Annotated in this window: 16 protein-coding genes; 1 reads left to right on the forward strand and 15 read right to left on the reverse strand. The window is 70.6% G+C overall.

What is annotated here, in order from left to right; all coding sequences use genetic code 11:
* Positions 1–3 precede the first annotated feature (3 nt).
* A complete protein-coding gene (locus F9C11_RS34085; protein WP_409181468.1) occupies positions 4–1158 on the reverse strand; it encodes an acyl-CoA dehydrogenase family protein in 1155 nt (384 codons plus the stop codon).
* 10 nt (positions 1159–1168) lie between these two features.
* Positions 1169–2020 (reverse strand): 3-hydroxybutyryl-CoA dehydrogenase, encoded by an 852-nt coding sequence (locus tag F9C11_RS34090; protein WP_009076557.1) that lies wholly within the window; start codon positions 2018–2020, stop codon positions 1169–1171.
* A 140-nt stretch (positions 2021–2160) separates the two neighbouring features.
* On the opposite strand from F9C11_RS34090, the gene F9C11_RS34095 reads away from it, so the two are divergent.
* Complete coding sequence (locus F9C11_RS34095; RefSeq protein ID WP_409181469.1) at positions 2161–2829, forward strand: TetR/AcrR family transcriptional regulator; 669 nt, start codon at positions 2161–2163, stop codon at positions 2827–2829.
* 4 nt (positions 2830–2833) lie between these two features.
* Here F9C11_RS34095 and F9C11_RS34100 read toward each other — a convergent pair whose 3' ends face one another.
* The 13 genes from F9C11_RS34100 to F9C11_RS34160 form a co-directional block, all read right to left on the reverse strand.
* The gene (locus tag F9C11_RS34100) at positions 2834–3379 is read right to left on the reverse strand and encodes a YbaB/EbfC family nucleoid-associated protein (RefSeq protein ID WP_409181470.1); all 546 of its coding nucleotides are present in this window, start codon (positions 3377–3379) and stop codon (positions 2834–2836) included.
* Position 3380: 1 nt separating this feature from the next.
* Positions 3381–4427, reverse strand: coding sequence for a hypothetical protein (locus tag F9C11_RS34105; RefSeq protein ID WP_409181471.1), 1047 nt, complete (start codon positions 4425–4427; stop codon positions 3381–3383).
* Position 4428: 1 nt separating this feature from the next.
* On the reverse strand, positions 4429–4806 hold the full coding sequence (locus F9C11_RS34110; protein ID WP_409181472.1) for a hypothetical protein: 378 nt from the start codon (positions 4804–4806) through the stop codon (positions 4429–4431).
* Between the two features lie 116 nt (positions 4807–4922).
* Complete coding sequence (locus tag F9C11_RS34115) at positions 4923–5738, reverse strand: DUF1295 domain-containing protein (protein ID WP_409181473.1); 816 nt, start codon at positions 5736–5738, stop codon at positions 4923–4925.
* A 67-nt stretch (positions 5739–5805) separates the two neighbouring features.
* On the reverse strand, positions 5806–7311 hold the full coding sequence (locus F9C11_RS34120) for an MFS transporter (RefSeq protein ID WP_409181474.1): 1506 nt from the start codon (positions 7309–7311) through the stop codon (positions 5806–5808).
* A 1-nt stretch (position 7312) separates the two neighbouring features.
* Positions 7313–8119 carry a TIGR03084 family metal-binding protein gene (locus F9C11_RS34125; protein WP_409181475.1) on the reverse strand — a complete coding sequence of 269 codons (807 nt, stop codon included), beginning with the start codon at positions 8117–8119 and terminating at the stop codon, positions 7313–7315.
* 37 nt (positions 8120–8156) lie between these two features.
* Positions 8157–9185 carry a carboxymuconolactone decarboxylase family protein gene (locus F9C11_RS34130; protein WP_409181476.1) on the reverse strand — a complete coding sequence of 343 codons (1029 nt, stop codon included), beginning with the start codon at positions 9183–9185 and terminating at the stop codon, positions 8157–8159.
* Complete coding sequence (locus F9C11_RS34135; protein ID WP_409181477.1) at positions 9182–10819, reverse strand: FAD-dependent oxidoreductase; 1638 nt, start codon at positions 10817–10819, stop codon at positions 9182–9184. Before F9C11_RS34135 ends, F9C11_RS34130 begins: the two co-directional genes overlap by 4 nt.
* Positions 10816–11370 carry a DUF5987 family protein gene (locus F9C11_RS34140; RefSeq protein WP_409187032.1) on the reverse strand — a complete coding sequence of 185 codons (555 nt, stop codon included), beginning with the start codon at positions 11368–11370 and terminating at the stop codon, positions 10816–10818. The genes F9C11_RS34135 and F9C11_RS34140 overlap by 4 nt, the downstream gene beginning before the upstream one ends.
* 205 nt (positions 11371–11575) lie before the next feature.
* Positions 11576–12253 (reverse strand): DUF899 family protein, encoded by a 678-nt coding sequence (locus F9C11_RS34145; RefSeq protein ID WP_409181478.1) that lies wholly within the window; start codon positions 12251–12253, stop codon positions 11576–11578.
* Positions 12254–12260: 7 nt separating this feature from the next.
* Entirely contained in the window at positions 12261–14465 is a 2205-nt protein-coding gene (locus tag F9C11_RS34150; protein ID WP_409181479.1) for an ATP-binding cassette domain-containing protein, read from the reverse strand.
* A gap of 140 nt (positions 14466–14605) precedes the next feature.
* Positions 14606–15040 (reverse strand): enediyne antibiotic chromoprotein, encoded by a 435-nt coding sequence (locus F9C11_RS34155; protein ID WP_409181480.1) that lies wholly within the window; start codon positions 15038–15040, stop codon positions 14606–14608.
* 133 nt (positions 15041–15173) lie between these two features.
* Positions 15174–15542 (reverse strand): VOC family protein, encoded by a 369-nt coding sequence (locus F9C11_RS34160; RefSeq protein WP_409181481.1) that lies wholly within the window; start codon positions 15540–15542, stop codon positions 15174–15176.
* Position 15543: the final 1 nt, after the last annotated feature.

Consider the following 15543-nt stretch of genomic DNA (forward strand, 5'->3'; position numbering starts at 1 on the left):
GATCTAGCCCTTGAGCAGGGCACGGGCCATGACGACCTTTTGGATTTGGTTCGTGCCTTCGTAAATCTGCGTAATCTTCGCGTCCCGCATCATGCGTTCCAGCGGAAAGTCCCGCGTGTACCCGTACCCGCCGAGCAGCTGTACCGCGTCTGTCGTCACGCTCATCGCCACATCCGAGGCGTGGCACTTGGCCGCCGCGCCGAAGAACGACAGGTCGTCGTCTCCTCGCTCGGACTTGGCGGCAGCCGTGTACACCATCTGGCGTGCCGTCTCCACCGCCATCGCCATGTCTGCCAGCATGAACTGGATTCCCTGGAAGTCCGCGATGTGCTTGCCGAACTGCTTGCGCTCCTTGACATACGCCAGTGCGTGGTCCAAGGCGCCCTGCGCGATGCCGACGGCCTGGGCGGCGATCGTCACGCGGGTGTGGTCCAGTGTCTTCAAAGCGATCTTCAGGCCCTGCCCCGGCTCGCCGACCATGCGGTCACCCGGGATGCGCACCTGGTCGAACAGCAGCTCACGCGTCGGCGAGCCCTTGATGCCCAGTTTCTTTTCCTTGGCACCGAAGGAGAATCCCGGGTCGGACTTCTCGACTACGAAGGCGGTCACGTTGGCGCCGCGGCGGCCGTCTGGATCAGTGACTGCCAGGACCGTGTAATACTCCGAGAATCCCGCGTTGGTGATCCAGGACTTCTGTCCATTCAGGATCCAGTCGTCGCCGGAAGGCGTTGCGCGGCACCGCATCGAGGCGGTGTCCGAGCCCGCGTCGCGTTCGGACAGTCCATACGAGAATCCTGCCGCACCCGAGGCCAGCGGCGGCAGGTACTTCGCCTTGACTTCCTCGTTCGCGGCCAGGATCAGCGGCAGGCTGCCGAGCTTGTTCACCGCGGGGATCAGCGAGGACGACGCGCACACGCGTGCCACTTCCTCGATCACGATGCAGGTGGCCAGGGCATCGGCGCCGGCGCCGCCGTACTGTTCCGGCACGTGCGGGGCGTGGAAGTCGGACGCGACCAGTGCGTCGTAGGACGCCTTGGGGAATTCTTCGCGTTCGTCGGCCTCCGCGGCGTGCGGGGCGATCTGCTCTTCGGCGACCGCGCGGACGGCCTCGCGGATCGCCTCGTGGTCCTCGTTGACTTTGAACAGGTCGAAGCTCATCGGAGATCTCCTAGTAGGTGTAGAAGCCGCGGCCGGTCTTGCGGCCCAGCAGGCCGGCGTCGACCATGCGGGCCAGCAGCGGCGGCGGCGCGTACAGCGGCTCCTTGAACTCCTCGTACAGCGATTCCGCGACCGCCTTCGTGGTGTCCAAGCCGATCAGGTCGGCCAGCGCGAGCGGGCCCTGCGGGTGGGCGGCGCCGCGCACGAGGCCCTCGTCGATGGCCTCCTTCGTCGCGAAGCCCGACTCCAGCATGCGCACCGCGGCGAGGATGAACGGGATCAGCAGCGCGTTCACCACGAACCCGGCGCGGTCCTGGCACAGGATGGCGTGCTTGCCGAGAGTCTCCTCGGCGAACTTCCGCGCGCGGTCGGTGGTCTCGTCGCCGGTGAGCAGGCTCGGCACCAGTTCGACCAGCGGCAGCACCGGGACCGGGTTGAAGAAGTGGATGCCCAGCACCTGCGCCGGGCGCTCGGTCGCGGTGCCGAGCTTCATGATCGGGATCGACGACGTGTTGGAGGCCAGCACCGCGTCCGGCGCGGCGACGATCTTGTCCAGCTTCCCGAACAGCTCCGCCTTGACCGCCTCGTTCTCCACGATCGCCTCGACGACGAGCGTCCGGTCGGCCAGGTCGTCGAGGTTCTCGGTGATCCGGATCCGCTCCAGCACCTCGGCCGCGGACGCGATCTTCCCCTTGCGCTCGGCCCGGCCCAGCGACGCCTCCAGCCGCGCCCGGCCCGCGTCGGCGGCCGCCCGGCTCGATTCGACCGCCACGACGTCCAGGCCGGCCCGCGCGCACACCTCGGCGATCCCCGCCCCCATCTGGCCGCAGCCGACCACGCCGACGAGCTCCACGTGCCTCACCCATCCCTCCGGTACTTGGTTTCATGATGACGGTACTCAGTACCGGCGAGTAGGCGAGACCGGGGTGGCCCACCTCACTGTGCCCGGCCCGGGCGGCGGCGGATTAGGCTGGCCGCAGCGTGCGTGCGAAAGGTGGCCCGATGCCCGAGAAACCAGCCAAGCAGCGGCTGACCGAGGCCGCGTTCGCGCTGTTCGAGGAACGCGGCTACGACCAGACGACGGTGGACGACATCACTGACCGCGCGGGCGTCGGGCGCAGCACGTTCTTCCGCGCGTTCCGGTCCAAAGAGGACGTGATCTTCCCCGACCACGAGGTGCTGCTGAGCGCGATCGAGGCCCGGCTCGCCGGATCCGACCCGCGCACCGCGATCGTCGCGGTCACCGAAGCCGCGCGGCTGGTGCTGCGGCATTACGTCGCGGAAGGCGACCTGGCGCTGGCCCGGTACCGGCTCACCCGCAGCGTGCCCGCGCTGCGGGCGCGCGAAATCGCCGGAACGCGGCAGTACCAGCGGCTGTTCCAGGAATTCGTCCACCGCTGGATGGGCGGCGGAGAGGACACCGCACTGCGCGCCGAACTCATGGCGGCGGCAGTGGTCACGGCGCACAACCACGTTCTTCGCCGGTGGCTGCGCGGGCAGGCCACGGACCCGGAAGCGGCCTTCGACGCCGCGATGGCGGACACGGTCGCGCTGTTCGGCACCACCGGCGAGACCGAGACGACGGTGGTCGCTTTCCGTACTGGCAAAGACCTTTCCGCCGTCCTGCCCGGACTGCGCAAGCTGCTCGGCGACGAAGGAACGCTCGGCTGACCGGCTACCAGGCCTCGTCGAACCGCACGCCCGCCTCGTACCAGTCCTCGTCGCTCACCGGGCGTTCCGGTTCCGCCGGATGCCCGGGGTCGGCAGTGCGGTTGCGGAGGTAGTCGCCCTCCCCCTGCACGGCGGCGGATCCTCCCGCCGTTCGCCGAGACACCGGCGTGGCAACGGGTTTCGCCTCGGCCGGCGAAGCAGGCGGCCGCTCCTCAGCGGGCGGAGCGGGCCGTCGAGGAACCGGCGTCGCGGGCGCGACCTCGGGCGTGAACCCGGCCCGCCACTTCAACCGGTCCATCACGTAGCCGCGGGTCCCGAGTGGAGCGAGCAGGGCCGCCGTCCGGTTCGCCGACTCCCGCTGCGCTTCGGCGTACGTGCGCAGCACCAGCGAGGCCAGCTCGTCCGGCGGCAAATTCCTTGCCGTGCCGGACAGTTTCAGTCCAGTGAGGACACCGTCGGTGTTGACGGTGGCGGTGACCGCGTTGTCGGGCGAGGACGCCTCGACCGACAACGCGGACAGTGCCTGGATCAGGTCTTCCGGACCGGCCACGTCAGTGCATCGCGGACGGCGACAGCGGCTGCGACACCGAACCGTCCGGCGCGATGTCGACGTTGCGGTCCCGGACCCGTTTTTCGGTTTCCTTCGGGGTGTTCGAGGTCTCGAAGTTGGAAGGGTCGAACGAATCGCCGGGGCTCACGTCGGGCGGGTTCGGGACCGGCGGCAGGTTGACCGACTTCTCGAGGATCTTGTCCGCGAGCCGCCCCGCCGACTCCCGCATGTGCGACCGGATCTTGTCCACGCCGCCGAGGAAGCTCTCGAAGATGTCGTCCGCGTTGTCGCCTTCGACCTTGGCCGACGCCTGCGCCGTCACCTCGGTGAGGCCGGCTCCGGCGCCCGCGACCGCGGCCTGCGCGCCGACCGCGCTCATCGTCAGCTCGCCCCCGACAGCCGCGGCGCCGGCCGGGGTGGCGACCACGGCGAGCATCCCGACCAGCGCGCCGGTGAAGGCCACCGCCGCCACCTTCGACCAGGAGATCTCGCCCTCCTTGGCCTTCGCCTTCTGGTACTTCTCGGCGGTCTCGCGGAACGTCAGCGCGAGCGAGCTGAGGTCGTCCCGCGCGGCCCAGATGGCGTCCCGGCTGGCGACGAGGTCGCTCTCCACGACGGTGATCTCGGCGGCGAGCGCCTCGTAGGTCTCCGACAGCCGGTCGAGATAGGTCTTGACGTCCTCGGCCGCGTTGCCGCGCCACGAACCCAGCAGTTCCTTCGCCCGCCGCAGTTCGGTGAGCGACCCGCGGCTGAGGTTCTTCCACACCGGCTCGTACGAGTTGATCATCGCCTGCAGGCCGCCGCCGGTGTCCTTGAGGTCGGCCTCGGAGAACTCCCGGAAGACCTCGGTGACCTTGTCCTGGTACGCCTCGTACAGCTCGTTCGCCATGGAGAACTTGAAGAACTCCGCGTAGCGCAGGAATTCCAGCCCGTCGAGCGCGTCGTTGGCGCCCTTCTGCAGGTCCTCGCTGATGCCTTCGAGCAGCTCCGCGCGCGGACGGCCTTCCCCGCCGCCGCTGAGCCCGAAGTAGTCTTCCTGCTCGCTCACGTCAGCGCACCTCCCCGCCCGCGCGCCGCACCGCGGACTGCGCGTCGGCGTCCGACGTTTCGTACAGTTCGGCCACCCGCTGGAGCGCTTCGCTCGCCTGGTGCGTCGTGTAGGCCAGCTTCGCGAGCGCTTCCTCCACCTTCGCGCGGTGGTTTTCGTACGCCGCCGCGACCTTGGGCATGCCGAGCGAGCCGCCGAACGCGGTGGCCGGGCCGCCGCCGAACGGGTTGATCGAGCCGACGATGGCGGCCGGGCCGACCGCGTCGGGCAGGTCCAGCCCGCGCACGCCGCCGCGTGCCGTGTCCGCCGCGTCCCCGGCGGCCGCGACGAACCTGCTCGCCTTGCGCAGATCGTCGAGGTCGGTTTCGAAACCGATCATGAAACTACCCCCAGTCGTGTGAACCGTGACCCTACCGGGCGAACGGTATCCTTTCCGACTCATCGGACCGCGGGGAGGTTCACGGCACGTGCGTGAGGACAGTCACAAAGCCGCCCCTACTCAGTCCGAAGTGGACGCCGGCGCGGGAACCACGGCACGATCGGCGAAACGCGCCGCTGGTAGTCCGCGTACTCCGGGTAGCGGCCGAGCGTGATGCTCTCGGTGAAGATCGTCGAACCGGCGAACAGCGCCGTCAGCAGGACCGCTCCGGCGACGGTCCAGGTGACCGCGCCCGCCGCGGAGACGCCGAACAGGAACACCAGCCACCACTGCGCTTGTTCGAAGAAGAAGTTGGGGTGGCGGGAAAACCGGAAGAGCCCGGTCTGCGCGAACCGCGGGTCGGGAGTCCGCCCGGCGGCCGTCTCGCGCTTCTTCCACTGGTGGAAGTTCCACTGCTGCTGGTCCGCGATCGTCTCGCCGGCCAGGCAGGCCAGGAACGCGACGGCCAGCACGACGTCGGCGATGCCCAGCGGCGTCCGATGCTCCAGCGCGGTCCCCGCGGGAAGCGTGATGAGCAGCAGGAGCGCGTTCTGGTAGAGCGTGATGAAGAAGAAGTTGAACAGCTGGAACTGCCACGGGGCCATCCGGCCGCGCAGCACCGCCCAGCGGTAGTCCTCGCCGCCGGGCGCGTAGCCGCCCTTGCGGGCGTAGTTGAACGTCAGCCGCGCGCCCCACAGGAAAACGAGCGCGAACAGCAGGTTCAGCCGGGCGTCCGCGAATCCCGCGTGCCCGGCGAAGATCCCGGCGTACCCCACCGGGACGACCGACCAGATCCGGTCCACCCAGGAGTACTCCCTGGTGAGCACCGACAGCAGCCAGCAGCCGGCGCAGACGCCCGCGAACACCCAGAGGCACGCCTGGAACGCGTTCATGCCCGCGACAGTACTGCCGGAACCGCCGAGGCGGTCCCGGCAGCGCCCCCGGGACGAAGCCGGCCGGTCAGGCCTGCCCGGCCCGGGATTTCCGCAGCACCCGCTGCCGCCTGCTGGTGTAGGCCGCGACTGAACCGCACAGCAGCGCCAGGAGCGCGACCGACCACAGCACCTCCGTCACCGACTTCACCAGCAGCGAAAGCACCAGCGGCCCGGTCAGCCCGCCCAGCCGGTTGAAGAACGACACCGACCCGGCGACGCGGCCGCGCTTGCCGTCCTCGGTCACGTCGGCCGCGACCGGGAGGAACACCGCGGCCATCGTGTTGACGCCCAGCAAGGCGACCGTCAGCACCGCCGCCGACAGCCACGGCGCGGCGACCGCCCATCCGGACACCGCGAGCGCCAGCAGCAGGACCGCGGTGCACACGGCCAGCCGGACCGTCACGCCTGTCGGGCCGAATCGGCGGTAGCCGAGCACCAGCAGTCCCGCGCACACCACCATCGCCACCGCGGATCCGGTCAGCAGGGCGTTCGCCGTGGTCAGCGAGAGCCCGCCGACGCGGGACAGCGTCGGCACCCACGTGGTCAGGCCGAAGGTGGTCAAGCCGATGGCGAAGGCGAACACCCATTGCAGCCGGGTCGTGAGCGTGTTCCGGACCAGCCAGTTCGTCTCCGGCCCGGGGTTCGCGGGGACGCTCCGCCGATCCGGGATGACCGCCGCGGCGGCCGCCAGCAGCAGTCCGGTCGGCGCGCCGATGAGCCACAGCACGCGCCATCCGTACACCGGCTCCAGCCACAGCGCCGAACCGGACGCGATCAGGTAGCCGATCGCGGTCGCGACGATCGACAGCCCGGTCACCACCGCTCCCCTGCCGCGTCCTGGGAAGAGGTCGCTGAGCACGGTGATCAGCATCGGGGCCAGCCCGCCGACCGCGATGCCCATCAGGAAGCACATCACCACGTTGCCGCCGAAGTCCGGCATGGTGCCGCACATGCTGGTCGCGGTGAACCCGAGCGTGGCGAGCAGGTAGCAGGCCCGCCTGCCGATGCGCTCGGCCAGCTGGCTGAACGCCAGCGCGCCCAGCGCGGTGCCGGACAGCCCGCTCACCGCCAGCAGCGACGCGGTCGAGGCGTCGATGCCGTATTCCGTGCGCAGGCCGGGGATGACGAAGCCCAGCGTCGAGGTCTTGCTGATGTCGATCGTCAGCGCGGCCGTGGCGACCGCCGCGATCATCCGCCGTCCGCGCACCGTCGGCTGTGTCAAGACGGCCGGCGCGGGCCGCTTCCGGCCGAGGACCAGCGCGGCGACCAGCGCCAGCAGCAAGGCCGCTCCGGCGACGAACATCTCCGGCATGTCGGCCAGCGCCATGCCGTGCAGCCTCCGGTCGGCCGCCGACCCCGTCGAGTCCATCGAATCCATCGGCCCCATGGAATCCATCGGGCCCATCGACTCCATCCCGGACATGTCGAACGCCCGGAAGAAACCCCACGCCGAAGCGGCCACGACCACCGCCGCGGCCAGCGCGAGCACTCCCCGCCAGCTCGTCCTGGCCGGTCCCGAAACCGTCGTCATGTCAGTCCGCCTCGGCCATCCGGAACTGCCCGGGACGCCTGCCCTCGCCCGAGGGGCCCCGGTACGCCTGCGCGACGTCCAGCCAGCGGTCGGCGTCCCGGCCCTCCGCGCGCACGTCCAGGTCGTCGCGGTGCCTGCGGCGCGTGGTCAGCAGGCAGAAGTCGACCGCGGACCCGGTCACCCGCTGCGGCGCGTCCGCCGGGCCGTACGCCCACTGGGCTCCCGACGGCGCGGTCAGTTCGAAGCGGAACGGGTCCTTCGGCGCGGCGAGCCCGCGCACCTCGAACCCGAAATCCCGGTTGCGGACGGCGAATCCGACGAGATGCTCGATCCGGTCGGTGTATTCGCGGCGCGCGCCGACCGCGTCCGCGACGTCCTGGCCGTGCGCGAACAGCTCCATCACGCCCGCCGCGCCGAGGAAACTCGCCGGCATCGGGCGGACCAGCCAGGGCACGATCCGGTCCAGCGGGCCGGAGCCGAGCGCCTTCGCGGCGGCGATGCGTTCCTCCCGCCACCGGCGCAGCAGCCGGTCCGGCGGATCGCCGAGGTACCCGGCGAGCGCCGCGGCGACGTTGGCCTCGAAGTCGTCGCTGAGCCCGGCGGCCATCGCGGCGAACCGCTCCGGGTCCCCCGCCGACAGCGCGGCCATCCGGAACACCGACGCGAGATGCGCCACCTGGTGCGCGACCGTCCAGCCCGGCGCGGGTGTCGGCAGCCGCCAGTGCTCCGGGGCCAGTCCGGCCAGCAGGTCTTCGAGGTCGTCGCCTTCGGCGAGAAAGTCGGACAGGACTCGGGGCATCGCCGTCATGGCTTTCCTTTCGTCTGTTCTGCTGCGAACCAACTCTTCACCGGCGCGCTCCGCCGGGCATCTCCTCCGGTGCCGACCAGGAACCGGCCGTGCGGGCCGCGGCGAACGCCGCCCAGGCGGTCAGCTCCGCCAACGCCGCGGTGGTCCCGCGGGTTGCCCGGAAACGCGCGACGAGCCCGTCGTCGATCCGGTACGGCGCGAAGGCCGTCAGCAACGCGAGCCGGCCCGCCGCCTCGTGTTCGGCCGGGAGGCGCGCGAAAAGCTCGGCCCCGAGGCCCGGCGGTGCGCCGTCCCACTCCCGCAGCCGCTCCAGGACCACAGCGCGCACCGGTTCCGGGACGGATCGCTCGCCCGCGGCTTCCATCGCGGCCGCGACCCGCGCGAAGGCGTCGGCGAGCACCGGATTCGGCGCCGCCCAAGCCAAATCACCCGGAAGTGCGGCCGGCGGCAGCAGCGCCGTGGCCTCCCCCGGCCGGCACGGCGCGGTCGCCGGGCCGGCCAACGACCGGCCGAGCGCCCGCAGCGCGCCCTCGCGCAGCCCGGCCCGCGCCGACGGCGGCAGCGGCGAGGCCTCGAGGAACACGTTCACCATGCGGTTGAGGTAATGGAAAGTCACTGCGACGCCCAGGAATTCCGGCGCCTGCGCCGCGGTGCCCGGCAGTGCCGCGGACCGGGCGGTGTCCCGACGGACGCTCGCTCTGGCCCATTCCGCGACCGGGCCCGCTCCGGGCTGTCCGCCGGTCACCGCGGAGAGCACCGTGCCGTGCACCTCGACGCAATACGGGCAGGAGTTCGCCGCCGAGATCTCGGTGGCGAGCGTTTCCTTGACCGGCCTCGGCACCGAGCCGTGCAGCAGCGTCTCCCGCAGCATCGCCCACGCCGCCGCGAGCACCGGCGGCGAGGACGCGTGCAGCGCGATCGGCGGCGCGAACAGGCCGAAGTCGCGCTCCATCTGCCGCCGGACCTCGCCGGCCGGACCGGGTCCGGGCCGGCCGGCGAGACCGTGCCGGACCCGGGACGGCGCCCGGCGCAGGGCGGCGAGCAGCGCCCGGTCGAGCAGGCTCACCGGGAGACTCCGCCCGGCCGCGCCGGAACGGCGGACGGGACCGGGACCGGCGCGCCGTCGCTGACGTCGACGCCCCGCTCGCGGGCCGCCCGGAGGATGCCCGGCATCGCGCGTTCGGCCAGCGCGGAAATGGTCAGCGCGGGATTCACGGTGAGCGCGCCCGGCACCGCCGAGCCGTCGGTGACGAAAATGCCGGGGTGGCCGCGCAGTTCGTGGCCGGGGGTCAGCGCCGAGGTGCGCGGATCGTCCCCGATCCGGCACGAGGCGAGCGGGTGCACGGTGTAGGCGCCCACGAGGTCGTTCGTCCACGGCGCGACCTTCCCGAGCCCGGCGCCCTCGATGATCCGCTTCACCTCGGCGTCCGATTCCGCCCAGGCGCGCAGCGTGTTCTCGGTCGGCCGGTAGGAAAGCGTGCCGCGGCCGAGCATCTGCTGCGAGATCCGGTACGCGTTGCCGGTCGGCGGCGGCGGGCCGAAAACGCCCTCGTTGTCGTCCTCGATCATCGAGAAGACCGTCAGCCACGACTGCCACTGTTCGAGCATTTTCTTCTTGTCCGGCCCGAACCAGCTCGGCGCCGGGCTCCCGGGCGCCTGCGCGAGAATCGTGCCGAGCCCGGGCGGGAAGTACAGCTGCTCCAGCGAATACCGCGAGTACTCCGGCAGCGAGCCGTCGAGGTGGTCCCAGTTGGCGACCACCGGGCCCTTCCCGATCTGGTTGGCCTCGTACGCCCGTCCGTCGCCGCGGTCGAGGCCGAGCACCTCGCGCACCCGGTCCTCGTCGATCACCGCGGTGTTGAGCCGTTCCCCGTTGCCCGAGAAGTACCGGCCGACCGCCTCCGGCAGCGCGCCCAGTCCCTCGGCCGAGCGCTGCAGGAGCACCGGCGTCGCCCCGGCCCCGGCGGCGACGACGACGATCTTCGCGTCGATCGCGCCGGATCCGGTGTGCACGCGGTAGTCGACGTCGTCGACCAGTTCGTAGTGGATCCGGTAGCCGCCGTCGTCGTTGCGGGCGATGCGCTCCGCCTCGTGCAGCGGCCGGATCTCGGCGCCGTGCGCGAGCGCGCCGGGAAGGTAGTTGAACAGCAGCGAGCGCTTCGCGTCGAACCGGCAGCCCGCCATCATCCAGTTGCAGTTGGTGCAGAGGGAATTGTCGACGCCCACCGGGACCGGATTCGCCGTTCCCCCGGCGTGGTCGCAGGCCGCGGCCCACAGGCCGCCCGCGTAGGAGACGTCGTCCCAGCCCTGCTGGGACACCGGGATCGCCGCGGAAACCCGATCGTACCAAGGATCCAGGGTGTCCCGGGTGATCTCGGCAGGCCACATCCGCCTGCCGATGCTGCCGCGGCGTTCGAACACGAATCGCGGCGCCCGCGGCAAAGCCGCGAAATAGACCACGCTGCCGCCGCCGACGCAGTTGCCGCCGAGCACGCTCATCCCGTCGCCCGCGACGAAATCGAAGACCCGCGTGTAGCTGGAACCGAGCAGGTAGTCGTGGTCGAAGTCGGCGCCGGCCAGCCACGGGCCGCGCTCCAGCACGACCACCCGCGCGCCGCCGGCGGCCAGGTAGTAGGCCGCGATCGCGCCGCCGAACCCGCTGCCGATCACCACCGCGTCGACGCTCTCCACCGCGTTCACGCCGGGCTCCCCGACGCCGTCGTGGCGGGATGCGGCCGGGCGAGCTGCCTGCGGTAGGAGAACTTCGGGAACCGCCACAGCCCGTCGGATCCGGGCCGCGCGAACCCCATCGCGGTCAGCCCGGGGTGGCCCGCCGCGAGCGCTTCGCCGGTGTGCAGGTGCGGAGCGGTGTCGAAGGCCATGTTGCTGAACAAGGCGAGCAGCACCCAGCCGTCCTTCTCCGGATGCCCCGGCGCCGTCAGCTTCGCGACCAGCCGGGCGCGATGCGGATGCGGCAGCGCGACGAAAGGCGGAAGCGCCGCGTCGAGGGTCAATCCGTGCCGGCCGGCGTATTCCGTCGCGTGCTCGTCGAGCCGCGCGGCGAAATCGGGCAGCCCCGCGGACAATCCCGGGGCGGGCAGTTCCAGCACCTCCAGCGCGCCCGCTTCGACCGCGCCCGGACCCGCTGCCGCACCGGCGATCGCGTGGTCGTCCGGACTGCGTTTCGCGCCGGGGACGATGGTGTCGGCGAAGGCCTCCAGCGTCATCGTCCTGCGCTCGTCCTCACCCATGGACATGGCAACTCCTCGTCGGCCCGGCTCGAGTCCGAAGTGGACGGACGGGCGGTTCGGCACTGTGCGCGAACCAGAACACCACGGGGGATCCCGCGCAGCGTCTTCTCGCCTGTCCGGGCGCCGCGTCCGGGCGCGGGAGGAGAAGCCGGGCACGGGAAAACCCGGTCCCCTCGGGCGGGAACCGGGTTTTCCCGGGAGCACGTCAGGAATAGCTCAGCTTCGGGCGCCAGTGCGGATCGCGCCCCTGGGGGAGGAAGTCGAGCAGGTTCCACAGCGCTCCGAGCGGGTCGAGCGCGCGGAAATCCTGTCCGGGCTCGGGCGGCTCGTAGAACAGTTCGGAGCCCCAGAAATGCCGGACGGACCCGCCGGTCCGGCGGAACACGTTCAGCATCGAGGTTTCGTGGCCCTCCGGCGTGCGCCCGAAGTAGTCCCGGTTGTAGTCGTTGCCCGCGGTGGACAGCAGGCGCAGCCGCCGCCATCCCCGGCCGGCCGCGAACTCCCGCAGCCGGTCCGTGCTCGAACTCGCGACCACCCAGAAGTCCGCCTGCCTGCCGACGTGCTCGGCCACGCCCTCCAGCCCGTCGAGCAACGACGTGCACATCGGGCACGCCTCGGCCCGGTCCGGCCCGAACATGAAGCTGTAGACGGCGAGCGAATCCCGGCCAGGGGAAAACAGCTCGGACAGCCGCACGTACGGCGCTTCGCCGCCAGGGTCGACGCGGCGGAAGACGTAATCCTGCGGAACCTCCCCGCCGGGCGGCAGGCGGCGGCGCGCTTCGGCGACCTCCTCGGTCAGCCGGCGCAGTTCGATCTCCCGCCGCAGCAGCGCGTCGCGAGCGGCTCGGTACTCCGGGGACTCCCCGGGAAACGCGACCGGCACGTCCGCCTCACTTCTGCCGTTCGCGCAGATACCGCGCGGTGAGCGACTTCTTGTTCTTGAGCAGCTTCGCGGGCGGGCCTTCGAACACGACGCTCCCGCCGTCGCGCCCGGCTCCGGGACCGAGGTCGACGATCCAGTCCGCCCTGGCGATCACCTCGAGGTTGTGCTCGATCACCACCACCGTGCTGCCCGCGTCCACGAGCCGGTCGAGAAGGCCGATCAGCGTGTCGACGTCGTTCATGTGCAGCCCGGTGGTCGGCTCGTCCAGGACGTAGATCTGCGCGGATTTCCCGAGTTCTCCGGCCAGTTTGAGCCGCTGGCGCTCGCCGCCGGACAGCGTGCTCACCGGCTGCCACAGCGTCAGATAGCCGAGCCCGACCTCTTCGAGGGTCTTCAGCGTGCGCAGGATCGGCTTCTCGGTGAAGTACTCGCGGGCCTCCGCCACCGACAGCCCCAGCACCTCGCTGATGTCCCGGCCGCGCAGCTGGTACCGCAGCACCTCGGCGGTGAACCGCTTGCCCGCGCAGGTCTCGCACGTCGTGACCACCGGGTCCAGCTGGGCCAGGTCGGTGTAGATCACGCCGAGGCCCTGGCAGTCCGCGCAGGCCCCTTCGGAGTTGGCGCTGAACAGGGCCGCGCTCACCTTGTTCGCCGACGCGAAGGCCTTCCGGATCGGGTCGAGCATCCCGGTGTAGGTGGCCAGGTTGGACCGCCTCGACCCGCTCGCGACGTTCTGGTCGATGATCGTGCAGTCCGGGTAGCTCGCCGGAAGGCAGCCTTGCACGAGCGAGCTCTTGCCGGAACCGGCCACCCCGGTGACCACGGTGAGGACGCCCTGGGGCAGTTCGACGGTGACGTCCTTCAGATTGTGCAGCGAGGCGTTCTCGATCAGCAGCTTCCCGGTGGGCTTGCGCGGGCTGGCCTTCACCTCCGCGTGCCGGCTCAGGTGCTGCCCGGTCAGCGTTCCGGAGGAGGCCAGCGCCGCGAACTCGCCCTCGAAGACGACCTCGCCGCCGGCCGCGCCCGCGCCGGGGCCGAGGTCGACGATGTGGTCGGCGATCGCCATGATCTCCGGTTTGTGCTCGACCACCAGCACGGTGTTCCCCTTGTCCCGCAGCCTGCGGAACAGTTCGTTGAGCCGGTGCAGGTCGTGCGGGTGCAGTCCCACGCTGGGCTCGTCGAAGACGTAGGTCAGGTCGGTGAGGCTCGATCCGAGGTGGCGCACCATCTTGACGCGCTGCGATTCGCCGCCGGACAGCGTGGAGCTCTGCCGGTCCAGCGTCAGGTAGCCCAGCCCGATGCGCTCGAGGCTCTCCAGCCGTTCGCCGAGCGCGGCGACCAGCGGGGCGACCTCCGGCTGCGTGATCCCCCGGACGAACGCGGCCAGGTCGGCGACCTCCATCGCGGTGCAGTCCGCGATGTTCTTGCCGTCGAGCTTCGCGGCCAGCGCCGCCTGGCTCAGCCGGGTGCCGCCGCACAGCGAGCACGGCTGCGTGGTGACCACCCGCTCGTAGTCCTTGCGCAGGTGCGGTTGCAGCCCTTCGACGCCCTTGGCCAGGTAGTTCTTCTTGAACCGCGGGATCAGGCCCTCGTAGGTGGCCTTGAAGGTCTTGCCCGCGTAGACGATGTCGATCTTGGTGTCGCCGAGGTGGACCAGCTTGTGCCATTCGTCCTCGGTGAAGTCGCGCAGCTTCTTGTCGTTGTCGAAGAAGCCGGAGTTGACCATCAGGCCCCAGAACCGCGAGTCGACCGCGAAGGTCGGGAACCGGATCGGGCCCTCGTTGATCGATTTGTCCCGGTCGACCAGCGCGTCGACGTCCACCGCGGACACCTGGCCGATGCCCTCGCAGTCCGGGCACACGCCCTGCGGGTCGTTGAAGGAGAAGGCGCGGGCGCCGAGCGTGCCGCCGCCGGTGCAGCGGGCGAAGATCTGCCGCAGCAGGGCGTGGCTGTCGGTGGCGGTGCCGACCGTCGAGCGGGTGTTGCCGCCGAACCGTTTCTGGTCGATGACGATCGCCGCCGACAGGTTTTCCACCGAATCCGCTTCCGGCCTCCCGTAATGCGGCAGCAGGGCCTGGACGAACAGCGGGTAGGTCTCGTTGATCAGCCGCTGCGATTCGGCCGCGATGATCCCGAACACGAGCGAGGACTTGCCCGATCCGGACACCCCGGTGAACACGGTGATCTTGCGCTTGGGAATGGTCAGCGACACGTTTTTGAGATTGTTCTCGCGTGCGCCGACGATCTCGATGTCCCCGTAGATTGCCCTGCTCCGTTCCCTGCCCGGGCGCCCGGAAAAAAGTGGATGCGCCGGCGGTTCCGGGGCGCCCCGGAACCGCCGGCGTGCTGGCCTTACGAGAAGAAGATCTGCTGCCCGCCGCCCTGCAGCGAGGAATCGCGGACCCCGATGAAGCAGACCGCGGTGCCGCAGTCGACGGTGCCGGCGTCGGTGCCGTCCGGCAGCTTGGCGGCGAAGCTCTTCTTCACGACATAGGTGGTGCTGCCCGAACCGCTGGCGTCGGTGGTGAACGTCAGCGGCGGAACCTCCTTGCACGCTCCGGCGTTGTTCGCCGCGGGCGTGCACTCCGAGATCGTCAGAGTGGCGTTCGCCCCGAAGCCGGTCGCGGTGACCGTGACCGACTGGCCGTCGCTGAGGCCAGTGGCCGGCGACACCACGACCGCCGGCGCCGCGGGCTCGGCCGAAGCGGCAGACGCCAGCAGCGGCAGCACCGAAACACCGGCAGCCGCGGCGAGAGCGACCTTCACGCGCGCCTTGGACATGACCATGACAACTCCGTTCTCACGGTTTCCGAATGGGATTTCCCGGGAATTCGGGCGGGGGCATTCGCTTCCACCGCCCGAATTCCACCTTACAAATACCGCCGGAGTTCTGTCAACAAGTTTCCGTCCGGATTCGCTTTCAGTTTTCCTGGACGACGGAAAGAATGTTTCCGGCCGGGTCCTTGAACCACGCGATGAGCGGGCCGCCGAGCCGGAACACGCCTTTTTCGTCCACGCCGTCGAACGGCTCGAAGGAAACGCCCGCCGCGCCGAGGTCCGCGACCGCCTTGTCGATGTCGTCCACCGGGAAATTGAGGACGGTGTACTCGGCGGGGACGTGCTTGTCGCCCTTCGGGTAGACCAGCACCTCCCGGCCCTCGCCGAAATGCAGGCGCAGCATGCCCCAGTTTTCGGTGACCTCGATGCCGAGGGTATCGGCGTAGAATTTCTTCGCCACCGGGACGTCGTCCACCGAGAACCCGCTGAATGCCTTGCTGGTGTCGAACACT

It is taken from the genome of Amycolatopsis sp. VS8301801F10 (assembly GCF_046195355.1).
In the GTDB taxonomy this organism is placed as follows: domain Bacteria; phylum Actinomycetota; class Actinomycetes; order Mycobacteriales; family Pseudonocardiaceae; genus Amycolatopsis.

What these genes read in the sequence shown, in the direction of transcription:
- F9C11_RS34085 (WP_409181468.1), bottom strand. Translation starts at nt 1,158, where the DNA reads ATGAGCTTCGACCTGTTCAAAGTCAACGAGGACCACGAGGCGATCCGC.
- F9C11_RS34095 (WP_409181469.1), top strand. Translation starts at nt 2,161, where the DNA reads ATGCCCGAGAAACCAGCCAAGCAGCGGCTGACCGAGGCCGCGTTCGCG.
- F9C11_RS34110 (WP_409181472.1), bottom strand. Translation starts at nt 4,806, where the DNA reads ATGATCGGTTTCGAAACCGACCTCGACGATCTGCGCAAGGCGAGCAGG.
- F9C11_RS34115 (WP_409181473.1), bottom strand. Translation starts at nt 5,738, where the DNA reads ATGAACGCGTTCCAGGCGTGCCTCTGGGTGTTCGCGGGCGTCTGCGCC.
- F9C11_RS34120 (WP_409181474.1), bottom strand. Translation starts at nt 7,311, where the DNA reads ATGACGACGGTTTCGGGACCGGCCAGGACGAGCTGGCGGGGAGTGCTC.
- F9C11_RS34125 (WP_409181475.1), bottom strand. Translation starts at nt 8,119, where the DNA reads ATGACGGCGATGCCCCGAGTCCTGTCCGACTTTCTCGCCGAAGGCGAC.
- F9C11_RS34140 (WP_409187032.1), bottom strand. Translation starts at nt 11,370, where the DNA reads ATGGGTGAGGACGAGCGCAGGACGATGACGCTGGAGGCCTTCGCCGAC.
- F9C11_RS34155 (WP_409181480.1), bottom strand. Translation starts at nt 15,040, where the DNA reads ATGGTCATGTCCAAGGCGCGCGTGAAGGTCGCTCTCGCCGCGGCTGCC.